Here is a 15,514-nt window from a genome sequence, read left to right on the forward strand (position 1 = left end):
ATTAATAAGGCGGAATACCGGTATGGAACGTTTGTTTGAGCAGTTAATGTACGCCTCCCGCTGGATTATGGCCCCGATTTATCTGGGCCTGAGCCTGCTGCTGATTGCCCTGGGTATTAAATTTTTCCAGGAAGTGATTCATCTGGTCCCCATTATTTTTTCCATTAAAGAAGTGGATTTAATTCTGGTGGCGCTGTCGTTAATCGATATTGCCCTGGTTGGCGGTCTGATTGTGATGGTGATGTTTTCCGGTTACGAAAACTTTGTTTCCAAGTTGGATGTGGATGCAAGCCAGGAAAAACTCGGCTGGCTGGGTAAGCTGGATTCTAACTCCCTGAAAAATAAAGTGGCCGCCTCCATTGTGGCTATTTCCTCCATTCATCTGCTCAAAGTCTTTATGAATACCGAGAGCATTCCGAACGACAAAATTCAGTGGTACCTGCTGATTCACATTACCTTTGTGATTTCAGCCTTTGCCATGGGCTACCTGGATAAACTGGTGCGCGAAGGTAAGGACAGCAAATGATTGTCCGTCCGCGCCCCAATGCCATTGCCTTGTTATTTATTATCCGTGGTTCTGTGGTGCCACGGGTGTTACCGCATTTGCTGGTGCTGGGTGCATTTGCTTTTCTGGTGGTAAAACTGCACGACAGCAACTGGATTGTGTTGCCGGAGTTTTCCATCGCGCCTTTCGCCCTGCTGGGTATCGCTCTGTCCATTTTTCTCGGTTTCCGTAATAACGCCGCTTACGACCGCTGGTGGGAGGCGCGTAAACAATGGGGCGAAATGGTGTACGAAATCCGCAGTCTGGCGCGTTCCAGTGAAACCCTGCTGGATCTGCAGGCTGAACATTCTGATGCCGGCCCGTTGCGCCGGCGCCTGCTGGAATGGTGTGCCGCGCATTGCCATGCCTTGCGCGCATCGCTGCGCCAGGAAAGCGGCCAGGCCGAGCTGGAAACCTGGCTGGGCAAAGAAGATGCCGCCCACACGCTGAAGCACACCAATCATGCCGATTACTGTCTGCGCCGTGCCGGCCGTATTATCGGCAGCCTGTACCGGCAGGGGCATATTGATGCGATGGGCCTGCGTATTCTGGATGAGCATCTTACCCGGCTGGCGGCGGTGCAATCTTCCTGTGAGCGCATTGCAACCACACCATTACCCTTTGCATATACCTTGCTGACTCACCGCACCGCCTATATCTACTGCTATTTACTGCCCTTTGCGCTGGTGCCCGCCATTGGCGCTTATGCGGTGTTGTTTACCATGGTGGTGGCGTACACATTTTTTGGTCTGGATGTGTTGTCGCAGGAACTGGAAGGGCCGTTTGGCCGCGAAGCCAACGATCTGCCGCTGGACGCGCTGTGCCGGGTTAACGAAATTTCCATTGCCGAATCACTGGGGCAGCAACCGCCACCCCTCTTACAGCCGGTCAAAAACCGGCTGACCTGATCCGGAGCTGTCAGGCACGCAACCAGCCGGTCATCCGGTTCCAGAACCCTTTGCGTACCGGCTCTTCGTTGGCGGCTATGGTTGGCAGAGCTTCACCAGCCTGAGCGCGCTGAAAGTAATCCAGCAGCATCTCAATCATCGGCAATGAAAATTCCAGCGGCACAAACCGGCGGTAGCCTTCGCGCTTCAGCAGTGCCTGCACTTCATGTGCGGCGGGTACGTATTTCATCGACCAGTCGTTAAACAGACGTTTGGTGATCGGTTTATTCTGCAGAATGGTAGCGCCGGTGTGGCGGCTGTCGCGAGTAATGCGGGCATAGGTTTGTAATACCTGACTTTCCTCACCTTCCAGACACTGGAAAAAATACCCATCCCCGAAAAACAGCACGCCGCCGATCTGGTCCTTCTGATTATTACGCCGAGATTGCGCCAGAATGGAGCCGATTGACGATTCAACACTGCCGCGCTGCGATGCTTGGGTTGAGCGGCTGGCGTATACCAGACGAATCAGATGGTTCATACAAATCTCATACAATTATCTATACAGAAGTTGTGCAGATTGTTGTACAAGAAGGGTGATATTGACAGGCTTGTCGATCTATTGGTTTTTGAAAATCTATAGCTTAAAACAATAAGACCGGCAGGCGCCGGTCTTATCAATAACAGAAGAGCCTTTAAGGCGTTGGTTAAACCAGTGTTTTCAGGGCTTCTTTGTCGTAGTCCTGCAGCTCGTCATAACGGCCGGCCTTCACTTTCAGCACCCATTCCGGGTCCTGCAGCAGCGCCCGGCCAACGGCAACCAGGTCAAATTCACCGGCGGCCATGCGCGCACCCAGTTCATCAATGGAAGCGGTAGCGACGCCGGAACCATCAACCATGTCGCGCTTTTCTTCATCAATAAAGCTGGCGTTCAGGCCCACAGAGCCCACGGTAATCACCGGCTTGCCGGTCAGTTTTTTGGTCCAGCCGGCCAGGTTCAGATTGGAGCCTGCAAATTCCGGTTCCCAGAAACGACGGGTAGAGCAATGGAAAATATCCACGCCGGCGTTCACCAGGGGTTTCAGGAAGGCATCCAGTTCCTCAGGGGTGTTGCACAGGCGGGCGTTGTAATCCTGCTGTTTCCACTGTGAGAAGCGGAAAATAATCGGGAAGTCCGGGCCTACGCGCTCGCGGATAGCGGCGACAATTTCACAGGCAAAGCGGGTGCGGCCAACCAGATCACCACCGTATTCATCGCTGCGCTGGTTCGAACCTTCCCACAGGAACTGGTCGATCAGGTAGCCGTGGGCGCCATGTACTTCCACCGCATCAAAGCCAATGGCTTTGGAGTCTTCTGCGGCCTGGGCGAAGGCTTCAATCACCTCGTTAATATCGTCTTTACTCATGGCCACGCCGTTTTCCACGCCCGGACGTACCAGGCCGGACGGGCTGTAACCCGGTACGCTTTCATCCGGACCGGCGCCAGTGTTTTCTTTGCGGATGGCACCTACGTGCCACAGCTGCGGGGCAATTTTGCCGCCCTTGGCGTGTACGGCATCGACCACTTTTTTCCAGCCGGCCAGGGCTGCTTCACCGTAAATAAAGGGTACGCGCGGGTAACCGTTGGCGGCTTTGTGGCCAACGCAGGTGCCTTCGGTGATGATCAGGCCCACTTCGTGTTCGGCGCGGCGGGCGTAATACTGTGCCACCAGATCGTTAGCGGCATAACCCGGGCTGAAGGTGCGGGTCATGGGGGCCATCACAATGCGGTTGCTCAGGTGCAGCGGGCCCAGGGTAATGGGTTCAAACAGAGCGCTGACAGCGCCGTGGATATTGCTCATAATCGCCTCTTCTCACAGGTGTACAGAATGGCGCTCAGCATACTTGGCCCTTTGGCCTATCAAGAGGGGCAAAAGTGCCATTTTCGTCCAGCAGCTGGTGCACCTGTGCAACAAACTGATGCAGAACTGATGCAGAGAAGGTTATGGAATTGCAAAACATCGACAAAGCCCGCTTCAAAAAACACCTGAACCGTTTTCAGGGTGGGCTGGTGGTGGCGTTACTGCTGTTAAGTCTGGGCTTGTCGGAGCTGTATGTGGGGTTGTGGTCAGACGGGGGTTCGCATTTCTGGCTCAATGCCGCCGCGGTAGCGACAGCGGCGTTTATCATTGCCGGGGTGGTGGGGCTGGTGAAAAACCATCCGGCGCTGACCGAAGTAATGTATGTGTGGCGGCTGAAAAACGAGCTGAACCGTATTTACCGCGCCAGCCGTAAGCTGGATAAAGCGCTGGCGGACAATAATCCGGATGCGCTGGCCATTAAGTATTACCAGCTGCACGCCTCCAAACACCTGTATCAGCTGGAAGACAACACCTTAACGCTGGATGAACTGAACCAGCAGATCACCGACTTTGACCAGAAGCTGGCCGAGCTGGGGCTGACCCTGAGCATAGGTGATTATCAACCGGACTTGCTCAACCGCTTGTAAGCGGCGGCGGGTGCGCCGCGCCCGTTATCCATGTAAACTACGCCCCAATTTTTTCCCGTCCGAGATACGCAGGCACCTGCCATGATGAAATACATTTCTACCCGCGGAAACGCCCCGGAACTGAGCTTTGAAGACGTACTGCTGACTGGCCTGGCCACCGACGGCGGTCTGTATGTACCGAAAGAAGTGCCGCATTACAGCCTGGAAGAAATCGAATCCTGGCGTGACCTGCCGTACACCGAACTGGCGCACAAGGTGATTTACCCCTTCGTCGAAGGCTGTGTGGATTCAGCGGCGCTGAAAAAGATGCTGGAATCGGTTTACAACAACAGCGTGTTCGGCCACAAAGCCATTGCGCCGCTGCAGCAGATTGACCACAACGAATACGTGCTGGAACTGTTCCACGGCCCGACTCTGGCGTTTAAAGATTTCGCCTTGCAGATGCTGGGCCAGCTGCTGGATTACGTGCTGGAACGCCGCCACGAAAAAGTGGTGATTATGGGCGCTACGTCCGGTGATACCGGTTCCGCCGCCATCGAAGGCACCAAAGCCTGCCGCAACGTGGATATTTTTATTCTGCATCCGCACGGCCGCGTGTCTGAAGTACAGCGCCGCCAGATGACCACCGTGAAAGGCGACAACATTTACAACATTGCCATCGAAGGCAACTTCGACCAGGCGCAGGATATGGTGAAAGCCAGCTTCGGCAATCAGGCCTTTCTGCGTGGCGAGCGCAAGCTGGTGGCGGTAAACAGCATTAACTGGGCGCGCATCATGTCCCAGATTGTGTACTACTTCTATTCCAGTCTGAACCTGGGCGGCCCGCTGCGCCCCATGGCCTATTCCGTACCGACCGGTAACTTTGGCGATATCTTTGCCGGCTATATGGCGAAGAAAATGGGCCTGCCGGTTGAGCAGCTGATTATTGCCACCAACAGCAACGATGTACTGCACCGTCTGCTGAGCAAAAACCAGTACGAAGTGCACCCGCTCAAGCACACCATCACCCCGTCCATGGACATTGCCGTCTCCAGCAACTTTGAACGTCTGCTGTTTGATCTGTACGACCGCGATGGCGCTAAACTGGCCGATCTTATGGCGCGCATGAATGCCAAAAAAGAGGTGGTATCCCTGGACGAAGACAAGCTGGCCAAGGCCCGCGAACTGTTTGACTCGTACGCCGTCGACGAAACCACCACCGTGGCCACCATGCAGGAAGTGTACGGTGAAACAGGTTACCTGCTCGACCCGCACACCGCCATTGGTGTTAAGGCCGCGCGCGAATGCCGCCGCAATAAGCACATTCCGATGATCACTCTGGGCACTGCCCACCCGGTGAAATTTGAAGATGCCGTACAGCGCGCCGGTTACGACATGCCGAAACTGCCGCACCATCTGAGTGACCTGATGGAGCGCGAAGAGCGCCTGAACGTATTGCCGGCCGAGCTGGCTGCGGTGCAGGAATTCATCGCTGCCAACACCTTCCGCGACTGACCCGGATGAGCAACGTCCGCGCCTGGTCCGACTACCCCGAAGGCTGGATTTTCCGCCACCGCGAATTGCCGGTGGCAGCGGAAGATCTGGCCGCTATTCAGCCGTTAACCGCGGTGGCGTCGCGTCAGTATTGGGTGCAGCAGATCAGCCGCGAAGCCAGCCACGCCAGTCATTTCCTCAACGATGACTGGCCGGCCCGCAACGGCGTCTGGACCGACAGCGGCAACTGGCAAAGTTGCTGGGACAGCGACAGCAACGAACTGCCGGAATTATTGGCCGCGCATTTAAGCTGGGACGACAACACCCCGGTATATTTCTGCTATCACGCCGAACACGTGGTACAAACCACCTGGAAAATCTTCCGCCGTTACTGGAAAAATTTCCTCTTCTACGATGATGAACCCTTGCTGCTGGCGAAAAAGCGCGCTCAGGTGGCGCAGTTTCATTCCGATGGCACCTTTCATATAGGTATTCGTCCGGCCGGGCAATAAATCCTTGACCGGAAATTACCGTAATAAGAGTATTTTTTATCGGTAAATTAAGGCTTTTTAATACTGGTTTTTATTGCGTTTATTATCTTCCCGGTGCTGGTTGCAGCGACCTTAGCCTGCACCTACACTGTGGCTTAAATCCGCTCCGGAGAACCGACTATGCAAGGCGACGCCAAGGTTAATGCCTATCTGAACCAGATACTGGCCATCGAATTAACCTCCATTAATCAGTATTTTCTGCATGCCCGTATGTTTAAAAACTGGGGTCTGGAACAGCTGAACGACAAGGCTTACAAAAAATCCATTAAGGATATGAAACAAGCCGACGCACTGATTGAACGCATTTTATTTCTTGAAGGCTTACCGAATCTGCAGAAGCTCAACCGCCTGCGTATTGGTGAACACACCGCTGAAATGCTGCAGTGCGATCTGGACCAGATTCTGGAACAGCTGGAGGTGCTGAAAGAAGCCATTGCCTACTGTGAATCGGTCCGCGATTACGTTACCCGCGAACTGCTGGAAGACATTCAGGAATACGAAGAGGAATACCTCGACTGGCTGGAAACCCAGCAAACCCTGATCAGCCAGCTGGGTATCGAAAACTATCAGCAATCCATGATGTAAGGGGAGATCACCATGAAAGGTAACGCGCAGGTAATTGCCAAACTGAACGAACTTCTGGCCGGTGAACTCAGCGCCATGGACCAGTATTTTATTCATTCCCGTATGTACGATGACTGGGGTCTGAAAAAACTGTTTGAGCGCATCGACCACGAATTTGAAGACGAAAAACTGCACGCCTCCAAACTGATTGAACGTATTCTGTTCCTCGGTGGCACGCCGGATATGGTAACCCGCGTACCGCTGAATATTGGCGCGGATGTGCCGTCCATGCTGCAAAACGACCTGAACCTGGAGTACAAGGTGATTGTCGATCTGCGCGAAGTGATGGCGCTGTGTGAAGAAGTCCGTGATTACCAGACCCGCGATATGCTGCAGGTACTGCTGGAAGATACTGAAAACGACCACACCCACTGGCTGGAGCAGCAGCTGGGCCTGATTGAGAAAATCGGTTTGCCCAACTATCTGCAGTCGCAGATGGGCTGACCGGCATTTCTGGTATCACTGCAACAGTGCGTTGCACCTTTAAAAAGCTCCCGCGGGAGCTTTTTTTTATTCTGGCTGTCAATAGCCCCTTCTGAAAGCACCCCTTGCCGGTTTATGCTGTGCACCGCGTTGTTATTGTGCGCAAACCGTTGCTGTTGGCGGTGTTGTAACAGTCCTGGTTGCCCGCAGGTTCAGCCTGCTGTGTTGTTTGTGATTAAATGGCGACCAAAATAATAGATTCTGGAGGTTGTTATGCCCCATCGGGCAAGGCTGATGGCCGGCACGGTGTTGTCGTTGTTTCTGAGTGGCTGTGCGCATTGGCCGGGGCCGGAGCACCGGGCCGTTACCCTGGAGGGTATTCAGCAGCTGTTGCAGCAGCAGGCTGAACCGCAGCCACAGATACAGACCAATATCCCGACGGAATGTAGTGGTCTGGCGGGTATAGAAGATCAGCTCGAAGCTCAGCATCTGCAGATCAATCGCCTGAGCAAGCAGGTGCAGAACCTGACCGCTGCCACCCCGGCCTTTGCAAACAGCAGTTGTCCCCCCAATACGCCGGCCGCCTATTACGAAGGGAAGCTGGTGGTTGGTTCGACCGAATGGATCTATCTGACCCCGCCGGGGCATCATTACCAGGCCCGCGTTGACAGTGGCGCCACCACCTCGTCCCTGAGTGCGCAGGAAATCACCCGCTTTGAGCGGAATGGCAAACCCTGGGTCAGTTTCAAACTGCAGCATGATGACGAAGCCGAACCGCTGCAGATCGAAGCGCCGGTGGTGCGTAATGTGCGTATCCGGCAGGCTTCTGCGGATGACGTTGAACGTCGTCCGGTGGTGCAGCTGACCATTAATCTGGGTTCCGGATTGCAACAGGATGCCGAATTTACTCTGACTGACCGCTCACAGATGACCTATCCGATTCTGCTCGGGCGTGAATTTCTGCGCGATATAGTGCTGATTGATGTGGGGCGTAAGAATGTGCAGCCCAGATTCCAGCCGGATGATGGCAAATTACCCGTACCGGCCGTGCCGAAAGCCCAGCGCCCGGTGGTGGTAAACCCGGAGGCTGCCGAGGAACCCAGGGTTAAACCCAAAGCAGCATCCAAAGCCGAGCCAAAGACTGACCCAAAGGCTGACCCAAAGGCTGACCCAAAGGCTGACCCAAAGGCTGACCCAAAGGCTGACCCAAAGGCTGACCCAAAGGCTGACCCCAAAGCAGTGCCAAAAACTGAACCTAAAGCAGCCGCCGAACCCGAGGCTGAGGCTCAGCCTGCCATTCCTCCTTCTTCCGCTGTCAGCGAGTAACCGAACATGATGTCCAGCCGTCAGTCGTCTCTGCGTTTACCCTTGTATGTGTTGGTGGCTGTGCTGCTGATCACCGGAACCTTTCTGATCGTGCATCGCCACTGGGTGTATGAAGTACCGTTGATGTACGGCGAAACCCAGACCATCTGGTCGGTGGAAGCGCGGGTGGAATTTACCGCCAGCGGTGGACCGGTGAAGGTCTCTATGGCGCGCCCCTCGGCTCAGGATGGTTACACCGTATTGAAAGAGGCGGGCGCCTCGCCCGGTTACGGCCTGAATTTTATTGATGAAGAAGAACCGCGGGCCGAATGGTCAGTGCGGGGTGCCAGTGGCCGGCAGGAACTGTTTTACCGGGCTGAAATTCTGGTCAGCCAGAATCAGGGCCGTACCGAGTTACCCGCCCCCGGAATCCGCCCTGTTAGCTGGCCCGAACCCTATGCCGCCGCCATCAGCGAAGTGCTGGCCCAGGCGTATTCAACCTCGGCCGACAATTACAGCCTGACGCGGGAGTTACTCAAGCGTTTCAGCAGTGACGAAGTGGCCCAGAACATTGAGCTGTTGCGCACTCAGTTTGGCGATAAACTGCCGGAATTGTGGGTGGATATGCTGCATAAGGCGCGGGTCCCGGCCAGTCTGGTGTATGGTCTGGAGCTGCGCGACGGCCGGCGCCGGCAGTCGCTGATACCGCTGTTACGGGTGTGGGATGGCGATGACAGCCAGGTGTTTGAATTGCCGGTCAGCGATGGCCGCAGTGTGCTGGTGGGCAAGCATCCGGTACTGCTGTGGGAGCAGCGCGGCGCCCCTGTTCTGGATGTGCTGGGGGGCACCGATTCCAATATCCGTTTTTCCATGATCCGGCGCGAAGAATCCACCTACGCCAACATCGCTGAAAACCTGTCCAGCCAGCACGACTTTCTGAATTTCTCGATTCACAGCCTGCCGATCGAAGAGCAGGCCATGTTCCAGACCATTCTGCTGTTGCCTATCGGCGCTCTGGTGGTCTGTTTGTTGCGTGTTCTGGTGGGCATTAAAACGTCCGGCACCTTTATGCCGGTGCTGATCGCGCTGGCCTTTATTCAGACCTCATTAATCACCGGTCTGGTGGGTTTTCTGCTGGTGGTGGCCACCGGTCTGTACATCCGGGGGTTCCTGTCACGATTGAATTTATTGCTGGTGCCCAGGATCACGGCGGTGATTATTACCGTGATTGCCATCATCAGTTTATTCAGCGTGCTGTCGTACAAACTGGGGCTGACCGAAGGTCTGAAAATCACCTTCTTCCCGATGATTATTCTGTCCTGGACCATCGAGCGCATGTCCATTCTGTGGGAAGAAGAGGGCGGGCGTGAAGTGATGAAACAGGGCGGTGGCAGCCTGCTCACTGCGGTGCTGGCCTACTGGGCCATGAGCGATCCCTGGGTGCGCCATCTGACCTTCAACTTTATTGGTCTGCAGTTTGTGGTGCTGGCGCTGGTGCTGATGATCGGTTCTTACACCGGTTACCGCCTGCTGGAACTGAAACGCTTCAGCGTGTTTGGAAAATAAGCCGTGTTTATTTTGCCCTGGCATTTAAAAGCGCGCGGTATTCTGGGCATGAACCGCCGTAATATCCGCTACATCAGCCGCTACAATCCACGGCATCTGTACCCGCTGGTGGATAACAAGCTGAAAACCAAAATCCTGGCCCAGAAAGCCGGTATTACCACGCCGAAACTCATCGGTACGGTGGAAAGCCAGCACGAAGTGGCCGATCTGGGCCGGATTCTGGAAGGTGTGCAGGGGTTTGCCATCAAGCCGGCCAAAGGCAGTGGCGGTAAAGGCATTCTGGTGCTGCACCGTAATGAACAAGGCCAGCTGGTGAAAAACAGCGGCGCGGTGGTCAGCCTGGAAGACCTGCAGCGCCACGTTTCCAACACCCTGTCCGGCCTGCACAGTCTGGGCGGCAGCCCGGATGTGGCCATTATTGAAGAACTGATCGAATTTGATCAGCAGCTGGGCGGCTTTTCTTTTGAAGGCGTGCCCGATATCCGCGTGATTGTGTGCCGGGGTTACCCGGTGATGGCGATGATGCGGCTGTCGACCCGCGCCTCCGACGGCAAAGCTAACCTGCATCAGGGCGCCGTGGGCGTGGGGCTGGATATCGCCACCGGACGGCCGTTAAATGCGGTGCAGAATGGTCTGCAGGTCGAGCGTCATCCGGATACCGGCCGTATGTTGGCCGAATTACAGATTCCCGACTGGGAAGTGCTGCTGGAACTGGCGGCGCGTTGCTATGAAGTGACGGGGCTGGGCTATCTGGGCACCGATATGGTGCTGGACCGCCGCTACGGTCCGATGCTGCTGGAGCTGAATGCCCGCCCGGGGTTAACCATTCAGGTCGCCAATGGCACCGGCTTATTGCCGCGGTTGCAGAAAATCGATGCACTGGGCCCTGATGATATCGCCTTGCCGGCCGCCGAACGGGTAAAACGCAGCCGCGAATGGTTTGCTGCCGATCCGGCCGATTTGTTCAGCTGATTTCTCCAGATGCTAATCCGGCTGATTGTTACAGCCGGCAGATTCTTTTTTCCCTGTCTTTACGGCGCTATCATGCGCCGTTTTTACAGGCTGCTTTGGCAGCCACCGGATTCTCTGCTGAAAGGAGCCGTTATGCACAGCCCCCGTATTGGTTTTATTGGCATGGGCTTAATGGGCGTGCCCATGAGCCTGCGCCTGTTACAGGCTGGTTTTCCCCTGACCGTGTGGAACCGTAATCCGGCCAAAACCGCCACTGTGGCTGCCGCCGGCGCCGTGGTGGCCGGCTCGGTTGCTGAGCTGGTACGCAGCAGCGACATTATTATGCTGTGCGTCACCGATACTGCTGCGGTTGAGACCCTGGTGTTTGGCGAGGGCGGCGTGGCCAGCGCGGCGCAAGCCGGTCAGCTGCTGGTGGATTTTTCCAGTATTGATCCCGAAGCCACCCGCACCATGGCGGCGCGCCTGCAGCAACAGTGCGGTGCGGGCTGGGTGGATGCGCCGGTATCCGGCGGTGTGGCCGGGGCTGAGCAGGGCACATTAGCGATTATGGCTGGCGGTGAAGCCAGCGATATTGAACGCCTGCAGCCGCTGCTGGCACCGCTGTCGCAACGGGTAACCCGTATGGGGCCGGTGGGTGCCGGGCAGGTGACGAAAATCTGCAACCAGATGCTGGTCAGCTGCAATGTGCTGGTAATGGCGGAAGTGATGGCGCTGGCGGAAAAAGCCGGCGTGGATGCCGGGCTGATTCCGGCGGCGCTGAAAGGCGGTTTTGCCGATTCCATTCCGCTGCAGCTCACCGGCCCGCGCATGGCCGGGCGTGATTTTGAAGGGGTGAAATGGCATGTCAAAACCCTGCTGAAAGACCTGGATATGGCCAACGCGCTGGGGAAATCGCTGCACAGTGCCATTCCCATGGCCGGGCTGGGCGCTGAGCTGATGCGCCTGCACGCCAGTAAAGGCCATGCCGACCACGACCCCTGCACCTTAATCGATTTATACGCGGAGCCACGCCCATGAAACTCTGCGCCAACATTACGTTGCTGTATCCGGAGCTGCCCTTTATTGAACGCTTTGCCGCCGCTGCAGCCGATGGCTTTAAGGCCGTGGAAATCCAGTTTCCCTATGACACCCCGCTGGCGGTTATTCAACACGAATTGCAGCAGCATAATCTGCGTTGCGTGCTCATTAACGTACCGGCCGGCGATTTAATGCAGGGCGGAGAAGGGCTGGCGGCGGTGCCGGAACGTCAGGCTGAGTTCCGTGCGGCGCTGGAGCAATGCGTTGAGTACGCCAGGGGGCTGCAGGTGGACTGCGTGAATGTACTGCCAGGTCGTTGTAACGATAACAGCCGCCGGGCCCAATACCTGGCCACCTTGCAGAGCAACCTGCGGCTAGCGGCGGCGGCGCTGGCCCCACTGGGCATTACCACCACCTTCGAAGCCATTAATACCTTCGATATGCCCGGTTTCCTGATTCACAGCGGCCAGCAGATGCTGGATGTGCTGGCCGAGCTGCAGCAGCCGGCGGTTAAGGCGCAGTTTGATCTGTATCACATGGCCAGAATGGGCGAACCGCTGGTGGAATTTATCCGCGCAAATATTGGCAGCATTGGCCATATTCAGTTTGCCGACACGCCCGGACGGGGTGAGCCAGGCACTGGTGAGCTGGATTTTGCCGCTGTTTTTGCCGCGATTACTGAATCCGGTTATTCCGGCTGGGTGGGGGCGGAATACCGCCCGAGCGGTCCGACCAGCAGCACGCTGGGCTGGATGCAGAGGGTACCGGCGGCTTAAAACAGATCAATCTGGCCCGGTTGGGCCGGTTTGGATTCTGCTGCTGGTGCGGCCGCTGCTGACGGTGTGCCGGTATTGGTTGTGGCAGCGGTATCGGTTTCGCTGAGGGCGGTAAATAAATCCGGTTGCGGTGGCAGGGGGTCTGCAATGGCGGCCGGTTGTAACGCCGCCTGTTTGGCGGCCAGCACCTTCAGGCGGCGCTTTTCACACAGGTTTACCACTAACTGCTTCTGAAAATTACTGAACTGATTCCAGTACAGGCGCTCATCGCGGCTGCGGAAACAGCCTTTGCAATAGCCACGGTTATTCAGCTCGCAGATACGCTTGCAGGGGCTGGGAATGTCAAAAAACTCACCCTGATCAATCATAACAGGCCGTTAAAACACAAGAGGCATTCAGCTTACCAGCAGCTGAGCCGGAGGCAAAAACAAAACAGCCCGCAGGCTTGCGCATGCGGGCTGTCGGGAGAAACACTAACCAGCTGGATTACAGCGGGGTAACGTTCTCGGCCTGTGGGCCTTTCTGACCTTGGGTAACTTCCATGGTCACTTTCTGACCTTCAGCCAGAGACTTACGGCCGTTGCCGTTGATCGCGCTGAAGTGAACGAATACGTCTTTGCCAGATTCTTGAGCGATGAAGCCGAAGCCTTTTTCATCGTTGAACCACTTGACGGTGCCTTGAACTAAATTTGCCATGCTTTTTTTCCTGAGTAATGCGCCGGTTGAAACCGGCCTTGCTATTCATCTGGCATTATCATCGATACTGGCCGGCGAACCGGAAAACAATCAATCAATGCCGCTATCGACCAGTATCTTGCATATCTTACGAATATGGAGCACTCGCCAATATGTTCCAACCCAAGTCAGAACGAAGCCATAGTAGCTTACTTATTCACGCCTACCAAGCGTTTAGAACCCCCGATTGGCAACATTTTTACTGTCACAGATCAGGCTTCGTGCTGCTGCCGGCCAGGATGGTTATACTGGGCGGCGTTTTTATCACCCGGAGCTGATTGTGTCGCTTGCCCGCCTGATGTTGATTCTGCCGCTGCTGCTGTGCCTTATCCTCTTTGCCACCGGCGTACCGCGCATGGCCGGCTGGGTGGCTGACTCCGGCACCTTGCTGGTGGTGGTGCTGGGTGCCGGCGGGGCATTACTGCTGGTATTGGCACAGGTGTTTAACCAGGGCCGCATTGGTCACATGGCATTATTGGTGCTGGCCAGCTTCGCGTTGCAGCACTATGGCTTACCGGCACCGGGCGTGGCGTACAGCGGGCCGGCGTATTGGCTGTTGTTCTGGCTGGCGCTGCTGCTGCCGCTGAACATTGTTCTTATCCGCTGGCTGCCGGAATACCGGCCCTGGTCGGTCGGGGCGCTGAGCTGGCCGGTGTTGTTGCTGGTGCAGCTGGTGCTGGTGTGGGCGGTACCGCGCAGCCCGTTATTTGTTGATGCGTACAGCTGGGTGCAGAGCTGGCAATTGCAGGCGGGTGGTGGTGGATTGCCGTTACCTGCCTGGATGTCTGCCACATTGGCCGCCGGTATTTTGCTTACCCGTCTGCCGCGCCAGCCCGATACCGTACTGGCCATGCTGGGCGTGCTGTTATTACAGGCACTGGCGTTTTATTTTGCCGCCAGTGCAGGTGCGCCGTTGCTGGCGGCGCTGCTGTCGTTATTGTTGTTACTGGTGGCTTTGCTGATTCATAACCATCAGCTGGCTTTTGTGGATGAACTCACCGGCATTCCCGGCCGCCGCGCACTGCTGAACGATCTGCGCCATCGCCATGGCCGCTACACACTGGTAATGGCCGATATTGATCATTTCAAATCCTTTAACGATACCCATGGCCACGATGTCGGCGATGATGTGCTGCGCCTGGTCGCCAGCCAGCTGCGTCTGGTCGGCGGCGGTGGCAAGGCATTCCGTTATGGCGGCGAAGAATTCACTCTGGTGTTTGGCAGTGACGACCTGAAAGAGGTAACGGCCGAAGTCGACCGGCTGCGAGAAAGCATTGCCGTTTACCCGCTGGTGGTGCGCAATAAAGCCGGTCGCCCGGCCGATAACCGCAGTGGTAAACAACAGCGCGGCCGTCAGCCGAAAGACAAAGTGCTGCACGTCACCATGAGTTTTGGGGTGGCGTTGCGGCAGCCGGGTGAAGAGAGTGAAATGTTAATGAAACGCGCCGACAAAGCACTGTACAAGGCCAAACAAAATGGCCGCAACCGGGTAGAGCGGGCACGCTGATGAACAAAGAAAAACGCACCGAAATTTTCCGCCGCCTGCGTGAACACAACCCGGAACCGCGCACCGAACTGGAATACAGCACGCCGTTTGAATTACTGATTGCGGTGTTGTTGTCAGCGCAGGCCACGGACGTAAGCGTCAATAAAGCCACGCGCAAACTCTACCCGGTGGCCAATACCCCGGAGAGCATTCTGGCGCTGGGCGAAGACGGCCTGAAGGATTACATCAAAACCATCGGCCTGTTTAACAGCAAAGCCAGCAACGTGATAAAGCTGTGCCGCATGTTAATTGACCAGCATGGCAGCGAAGTGCCGCAAACCCGCGAGGCGCTGGAAGCGCTGCCCGGGGTAGGGCGGAAAACCGCGAACGTGGTGCTGAACACCGCCTTTGGTCAGCCCACCATTGCTGTTGATACCCATATTTTCCGGGTGTCGAACCGCACCAAAATTGCGCCGGGAAAAAATGTGGATGAAGTGGAGCAGCGGTTAATCCGGCTGGTGCCGGCCGAATTCCGGCTGGATGCCCACCACTGGCTGATTCTGCATGGCCGTTATACCTGTGTGGCGCGCAAACCCAAATGCGGTGCCTGTATTATTGAAGATCTGTGTGAATACAAACAAAAAACATCTGACTGAGACGGAGAGAG

Annotated in this window: 18 protein-coding genes; 14 read left to right on the plus strand and 4 right to left on the minus strand. The window is 56.1% G+C overall.

Features of this window, described 5'->3' with window-relative positions; genetic code table 11:
• The first annotated feature begins 22 nt into the window (after window positions 1–22).
• Window positions 23–526: a TIGR00645 family protein gene (locus tag GJQ55_RS03815; RefSeq protein WP_228346191.1), complete on the plus strand. Its 504-nt coding sequence runs from the start codon at window positions 23–25 to the stop codon at window positions 524–526.
• Window positions 523–1,452 carry a bestrophin family protein gene (locus GJQ55_RS03820; RefSeq protein WP_228346192.1) on the plus strand — a complete coding sequence of 310 codons (930 nt, stop codon included), beginning with the start codon at window positions 523–525 and terminating at the stop codon, window positions 1,450–1,452. The genes GJQ55_RS03815 and GJQ55_RS03820 overlap by 4 nt, the downstream gene beginning before the upstream one ends.
• Window positions 1,453–1,462: 10 nt before the next feature.
• Here GJQ55_RS03820 and GJQ55_RS03825 read toward each other — a convergent pair whose 3' ends face one another.
• Both GJQ55_RS03825 and GJQ55_RS03830 read right to left on the minus strand, forming a co-directional pair.
• Window positions 1,463–1,972 (minus strand): BLUF domain-containing protein, encoded by a 510-nt coding sequence (locus GJQ55_RS03825; RefSeq protein ID WP_228346193.1) that lies wholly within the window; start codon window positions 1,970–1,972, stop codon window positions 1,463–1,465.
• Window positions 1,973–2,138: 166 nt separating this feature from the next.
• Window positions 2,139–3,272: an NADH:flavin oxidoreductase gene (locus GJQ55_RS03830; RefSeq protein ID WP_228346194.1), complete on the minus strand. Its 1,134-nt coding sequence runs from the start codon at window positions 3,270–3,272 to the stop codon at window positions 2,139–2,141.
• A gap of 143 nt (window positions 3,273–3,415) precedes the next feature.
• On the opposite strand from GJQ55_RS03830, the gene GJQ55_RS03835 reads away from it, so the two are divergent.
• From GJQ55_RS03835 to GJQ55_RS03880, 10 genes are all read left to right on the plus strand, one after another.
• Window positions 3,416–3,919, plus strand: a complete 504-nt coding sequence (locus GJQ55_RS03835; RefSeq protein WP_228346195.1) for a DUF3087 family protein — start codon at window positions 3,416–3,418, stop codon at window positions 3,917–3,919.
• Window positions 3,920–4,003: 84 nt separating this feature from the next.
• Window positions 4,004–5,413 carry a threonine synthase gene (gene thrC, locus GJQ55_RS03840; RefSeq protein ID WP_228346747.1) on the plus strand — a complete coding sequence of 470 codons (1,410 nt, stop codon included), beginning with the start codon at window positions 4,004–4,006 and terminating at the stop codon, window positions 5,411–5,413.
• A gap of 5 nt (window positions 5,414–5,418) precedes the next feature.
• On the plus strand, window positions 5,419–5,904 hold the full coding sequence (locus tag GJQ55_RS03845) for a DUF2947 domain-containing protein (RefSeq protein ID WP_228346196.1): 486 nt from the start codon (window positions 5,419–5,421) through the stop codon (window positions 5,902–5,904).
• Window positions 5,905–6,063: 159 nt separating this feature from the next.
• Entirely contained in the window at window positions 6,064–6,528 is a 465-nt protein-coding gene (gene bfr / locus GJQ55_RS03850; RefSeq protein WP_228346197.1) for a bacterioferritin, read from the plus strand.
• Window positions 6,529–6,540: 12 nt separating this feature from the next.
• Window positions 6,541–7,011 (plus strand): bacterioferritin, encoded by a 471-nt coding sequence (bfr, locus tag GJQ55_RS03855; RefSeq protein ID WP_228346198.1) that lies wholly within the window; start codon window positions 6,541–6,543, stop codon window positions 7,009–7,011.
• 252 nt (window positions 7,012–7,263) lie between these two features.
• Window positions 7,264–8,316: an ATP-dependent zinc protease family protein gene (locus GJQ55_RS03860; RefSeq protein ID WP_228346199.1), complete on the plus strand. Its 1,053-nt coding sequence runs from the start codon at window positions 7,264–7,266 to the stop codon at window positions 8,314–8,316.
• 6 nt (window positions 8,317–8,322) lie between these two features.
• Window positions 8,323–9,861, plus strand: a complete 1,539-nt coding sequence (locus tag GJQ55_RS03865) for an inactive transglutaminase family protein (RefSeq protein WP_420907154.1) — start codon at window positions 8,323–8,325, stop codon at window positions 9,859–9,861.
• 48 nt (window positions 9,862–9,909) lie between these two features.
• Entirely contained in the window at window positions 9,910–10,833 is a 924-nt protein-coding gene (locus GJQ55_RS03870; RefSeq protein WP_229367421.1) for an alpha-L-glutamate ligase-like protein, read from the plus strand.
• A gap of 132 nt (window positions 10,834–10,965) precedes the next feature.
• Window positions 10,966–11,850, plus strand: a complete 885-nt coding sequence (locus tag GJQ55_RS03875) for an NAD(P)-dependent oxidoreductase (RefSeq protein WP_228346201.1) — start codon at window positions 10,966–10,968, stop codon at window positions 11,848–11,850.
• Window positions 11,847–12,626 (plus strand): hydroxypyruvate isomerase family protein, encoded by a 780-nt coding sequence (locus tag GJQ55_RS03880; protein ID WP_228346202.1) that lies wholly within the window; start codon window positions 11,847–11,849, stop codon window positions 12,624–12,626. The genes GJQ55_RS03875 and GJQ55_RS03880 overlap by 4 nt, the downstream gene beginning before the upstream one ends.
• Here GJQ55_RS03880 and GJQ55_RS03885 read toward each other — a convergent pair.
• Window positions 12,623–12,994 (minus strand): DUF1289 domain-containing protein, encoded by a 372-nt coding sequence (locus GJQ55_RS03885; RefSeq protein WP_228346203.1) that lies wholly within the window; start codon window positions 12,992–12,994, stop codon window positions 12,623–12,625. The genes GJQ55_RS03880 and GJQ55_RS03885 overlap by 4 nt on opposite strands.
• 118 nt (window positions 12,995–13,112) lie before the next feature.
• Entirely contained in the window at window positions 13,113–13,322 is a 210-nt protein-coding gene (locus GJQ55_RS03890) for a cold-shock protein (protein WP_228346204.1), read from the minus strand.
• 319 nt (window positions 13,323–13,641) lie between these two features.
• On the opposite strand from GJQ55_RS03890, the gene GJQ55_RS03895 reads away from it, so the two are divergent.
• Entirely contained in the window at window positions 13,642–14,868 is a 1,227-nt protein-coding gene (locus tag GJQ55_RS03895) for a GGDEF domain-containing protein (RefSeq protein WP_228346206.1), read from the plus strand.
• The gene (gene nth / locus GJQ55_RS03900) at window positions 14,868–15,503 is read left to right on the plus strand and encodes an endonuclease III (protein WP_228346207.1); all 636 of its coding nucleotides are present in this window, start codon (window positions 14,868–14,870) and stop codon (window positions 15,501–15,503) included. Before GJQ55_RS03895 ends, nth begins: the two co-directional genes overlap by 1 nt.
• Window positions 15,504–15,514 lie beyond the last annotated feature (11 nt).

The sequence above is a fragment of the Venatoribacter cucullus genome, from assembly GCF_016132445.1.
In the GTDB taxonomy this organism is placed as follows: domain Bacteria; phylum Pseudomonadota; class Gammaproteobacteria; order Pseudomonadales; family Oceanobacteraceae; genus Venatoribacter; species Venatoribacter cucullus.

Excerpts from the sequence above, each read along its gene's own strand:
- GJQ55_RS03890 (WP_228346204.1), bottom strand. The coding sequence starts at position 13,322 with ATGGCAAATTTAGTTCAAGGCACCGTCAAGTGGTTCAACGATGAAAAA.
- thrC (WP_228346747.1), top strand. The coding sequence starts at position 4,004 with ATGAAATACATTTCTACCCGCGGAAACGCCCCGGAACTGAGCTTTGAA.
- GJQ55_RS03835 (WP_228346195.1), top strand. The coding sequence starts at position 3,416 with ATGGAATTGCAAAACATCGACAAAGCCCGCTTCAAAAAACACCTGAAC.
- GJQ55_RS03885 (WP_228346203.1), bottom strand. The coding sequence starts at position 12,994 with ATGATTGATCAGGGTGAGTTTTTTGACATTCCCAGCCCCTGCAAGCGT.
- GJQ55_RS03860 (WP_228346199.1), top strand. The coding sequence starts at position 7,264 with ATGCCCCATCGGGCAAGGCTGATGGCCGGCACGGTGTTGTCGTTGTTT.
- GJQ55_RS03880 (WP_228346202.1), top strand. The coding sequence starts at position 11,847 with ATGAAACTCTGCGCCAACATTACGTTGCTGTATCCGGAGCTGCCCTTT.
- bfr (WP_228346197.1), top strand. The coding sequence starts at position 6,064 with ATGCAAGGCGACGCCAAGGTTAATGCCTATCTGAACCAGATACTGGCC.
- nth (WP_228346207.1), top strand. The coding sequence starts at position 14,868 with ATGAACAAAGAAAAACGCACCGAAATTTTCCGCCGCCTGCGTGAACAC.
- GJQ55_RS03870 (WP_229367421.1), top strand. The coding sequence starts at position 9,910 with ATGAACCGCCGTAATATCCGCTACATCAGCCGCTACAATCCACGGCAT.
- GJQ55_RS03865 (WP_420907154.1), top strand. The coding sequence starts at position 8,323 with ATGATGTCCAGCCGTCAGTCGTCTCTGCGTTTACCCTTGTATGTGTTG.
- GJQ55_RS03815 (WP_228346191.1), top strand. The coding sequence starts at position 23 with ATGGAACGTTTGTTTGAGCAGTTAATGTACGCCTCCCGCTGGATTATG.
- GJQ55_RS03845 (WP_228346196.1), top strand. The coding sequence starts at position 5,419 with ATGAGCAACGTCCGCGCCTGGTCCGACTACCCCGAAGGCTGGATTTTC.
- GJQ55_RS03875 (WP_228346201.1), top strand. The coding sequence starts at position 10,966 with ATGCACAGCCCCCGTATTGGTTTTATTGGCATGGGCTTAATGGGCGTG.
- GJQ55_RS03825 (WP_228346193.1), bottom strand. The coding sequence starts at position 1,972 with ATGAACCATCTGATTCGTCTGGTATACGCCAGCCGCTCAACCCAAGCA.
- bfr (WP_228346198.1), top strand. The coding sequence starts at position 6,541 with ATGAAAGGTAACGCGCAGGTAATTGCCAAACTGAACGAACTTCTGGCC.
- GJQ55_RS03830 (WP_228346194.1), bottom strand. The coding sequence starts at position 3,272 with ATGAGCAATATCCACGGCGCTGTCAGCGCTCTGTTTGAACCCATTACC.
- GJQ55_RS03820 (WP_228346192.1), top strand. The coding sequence starts at position 523 with ATGATTGTCCGTCCGCGCCCCAATGCCATTGCCTTGTTATTTATTATC.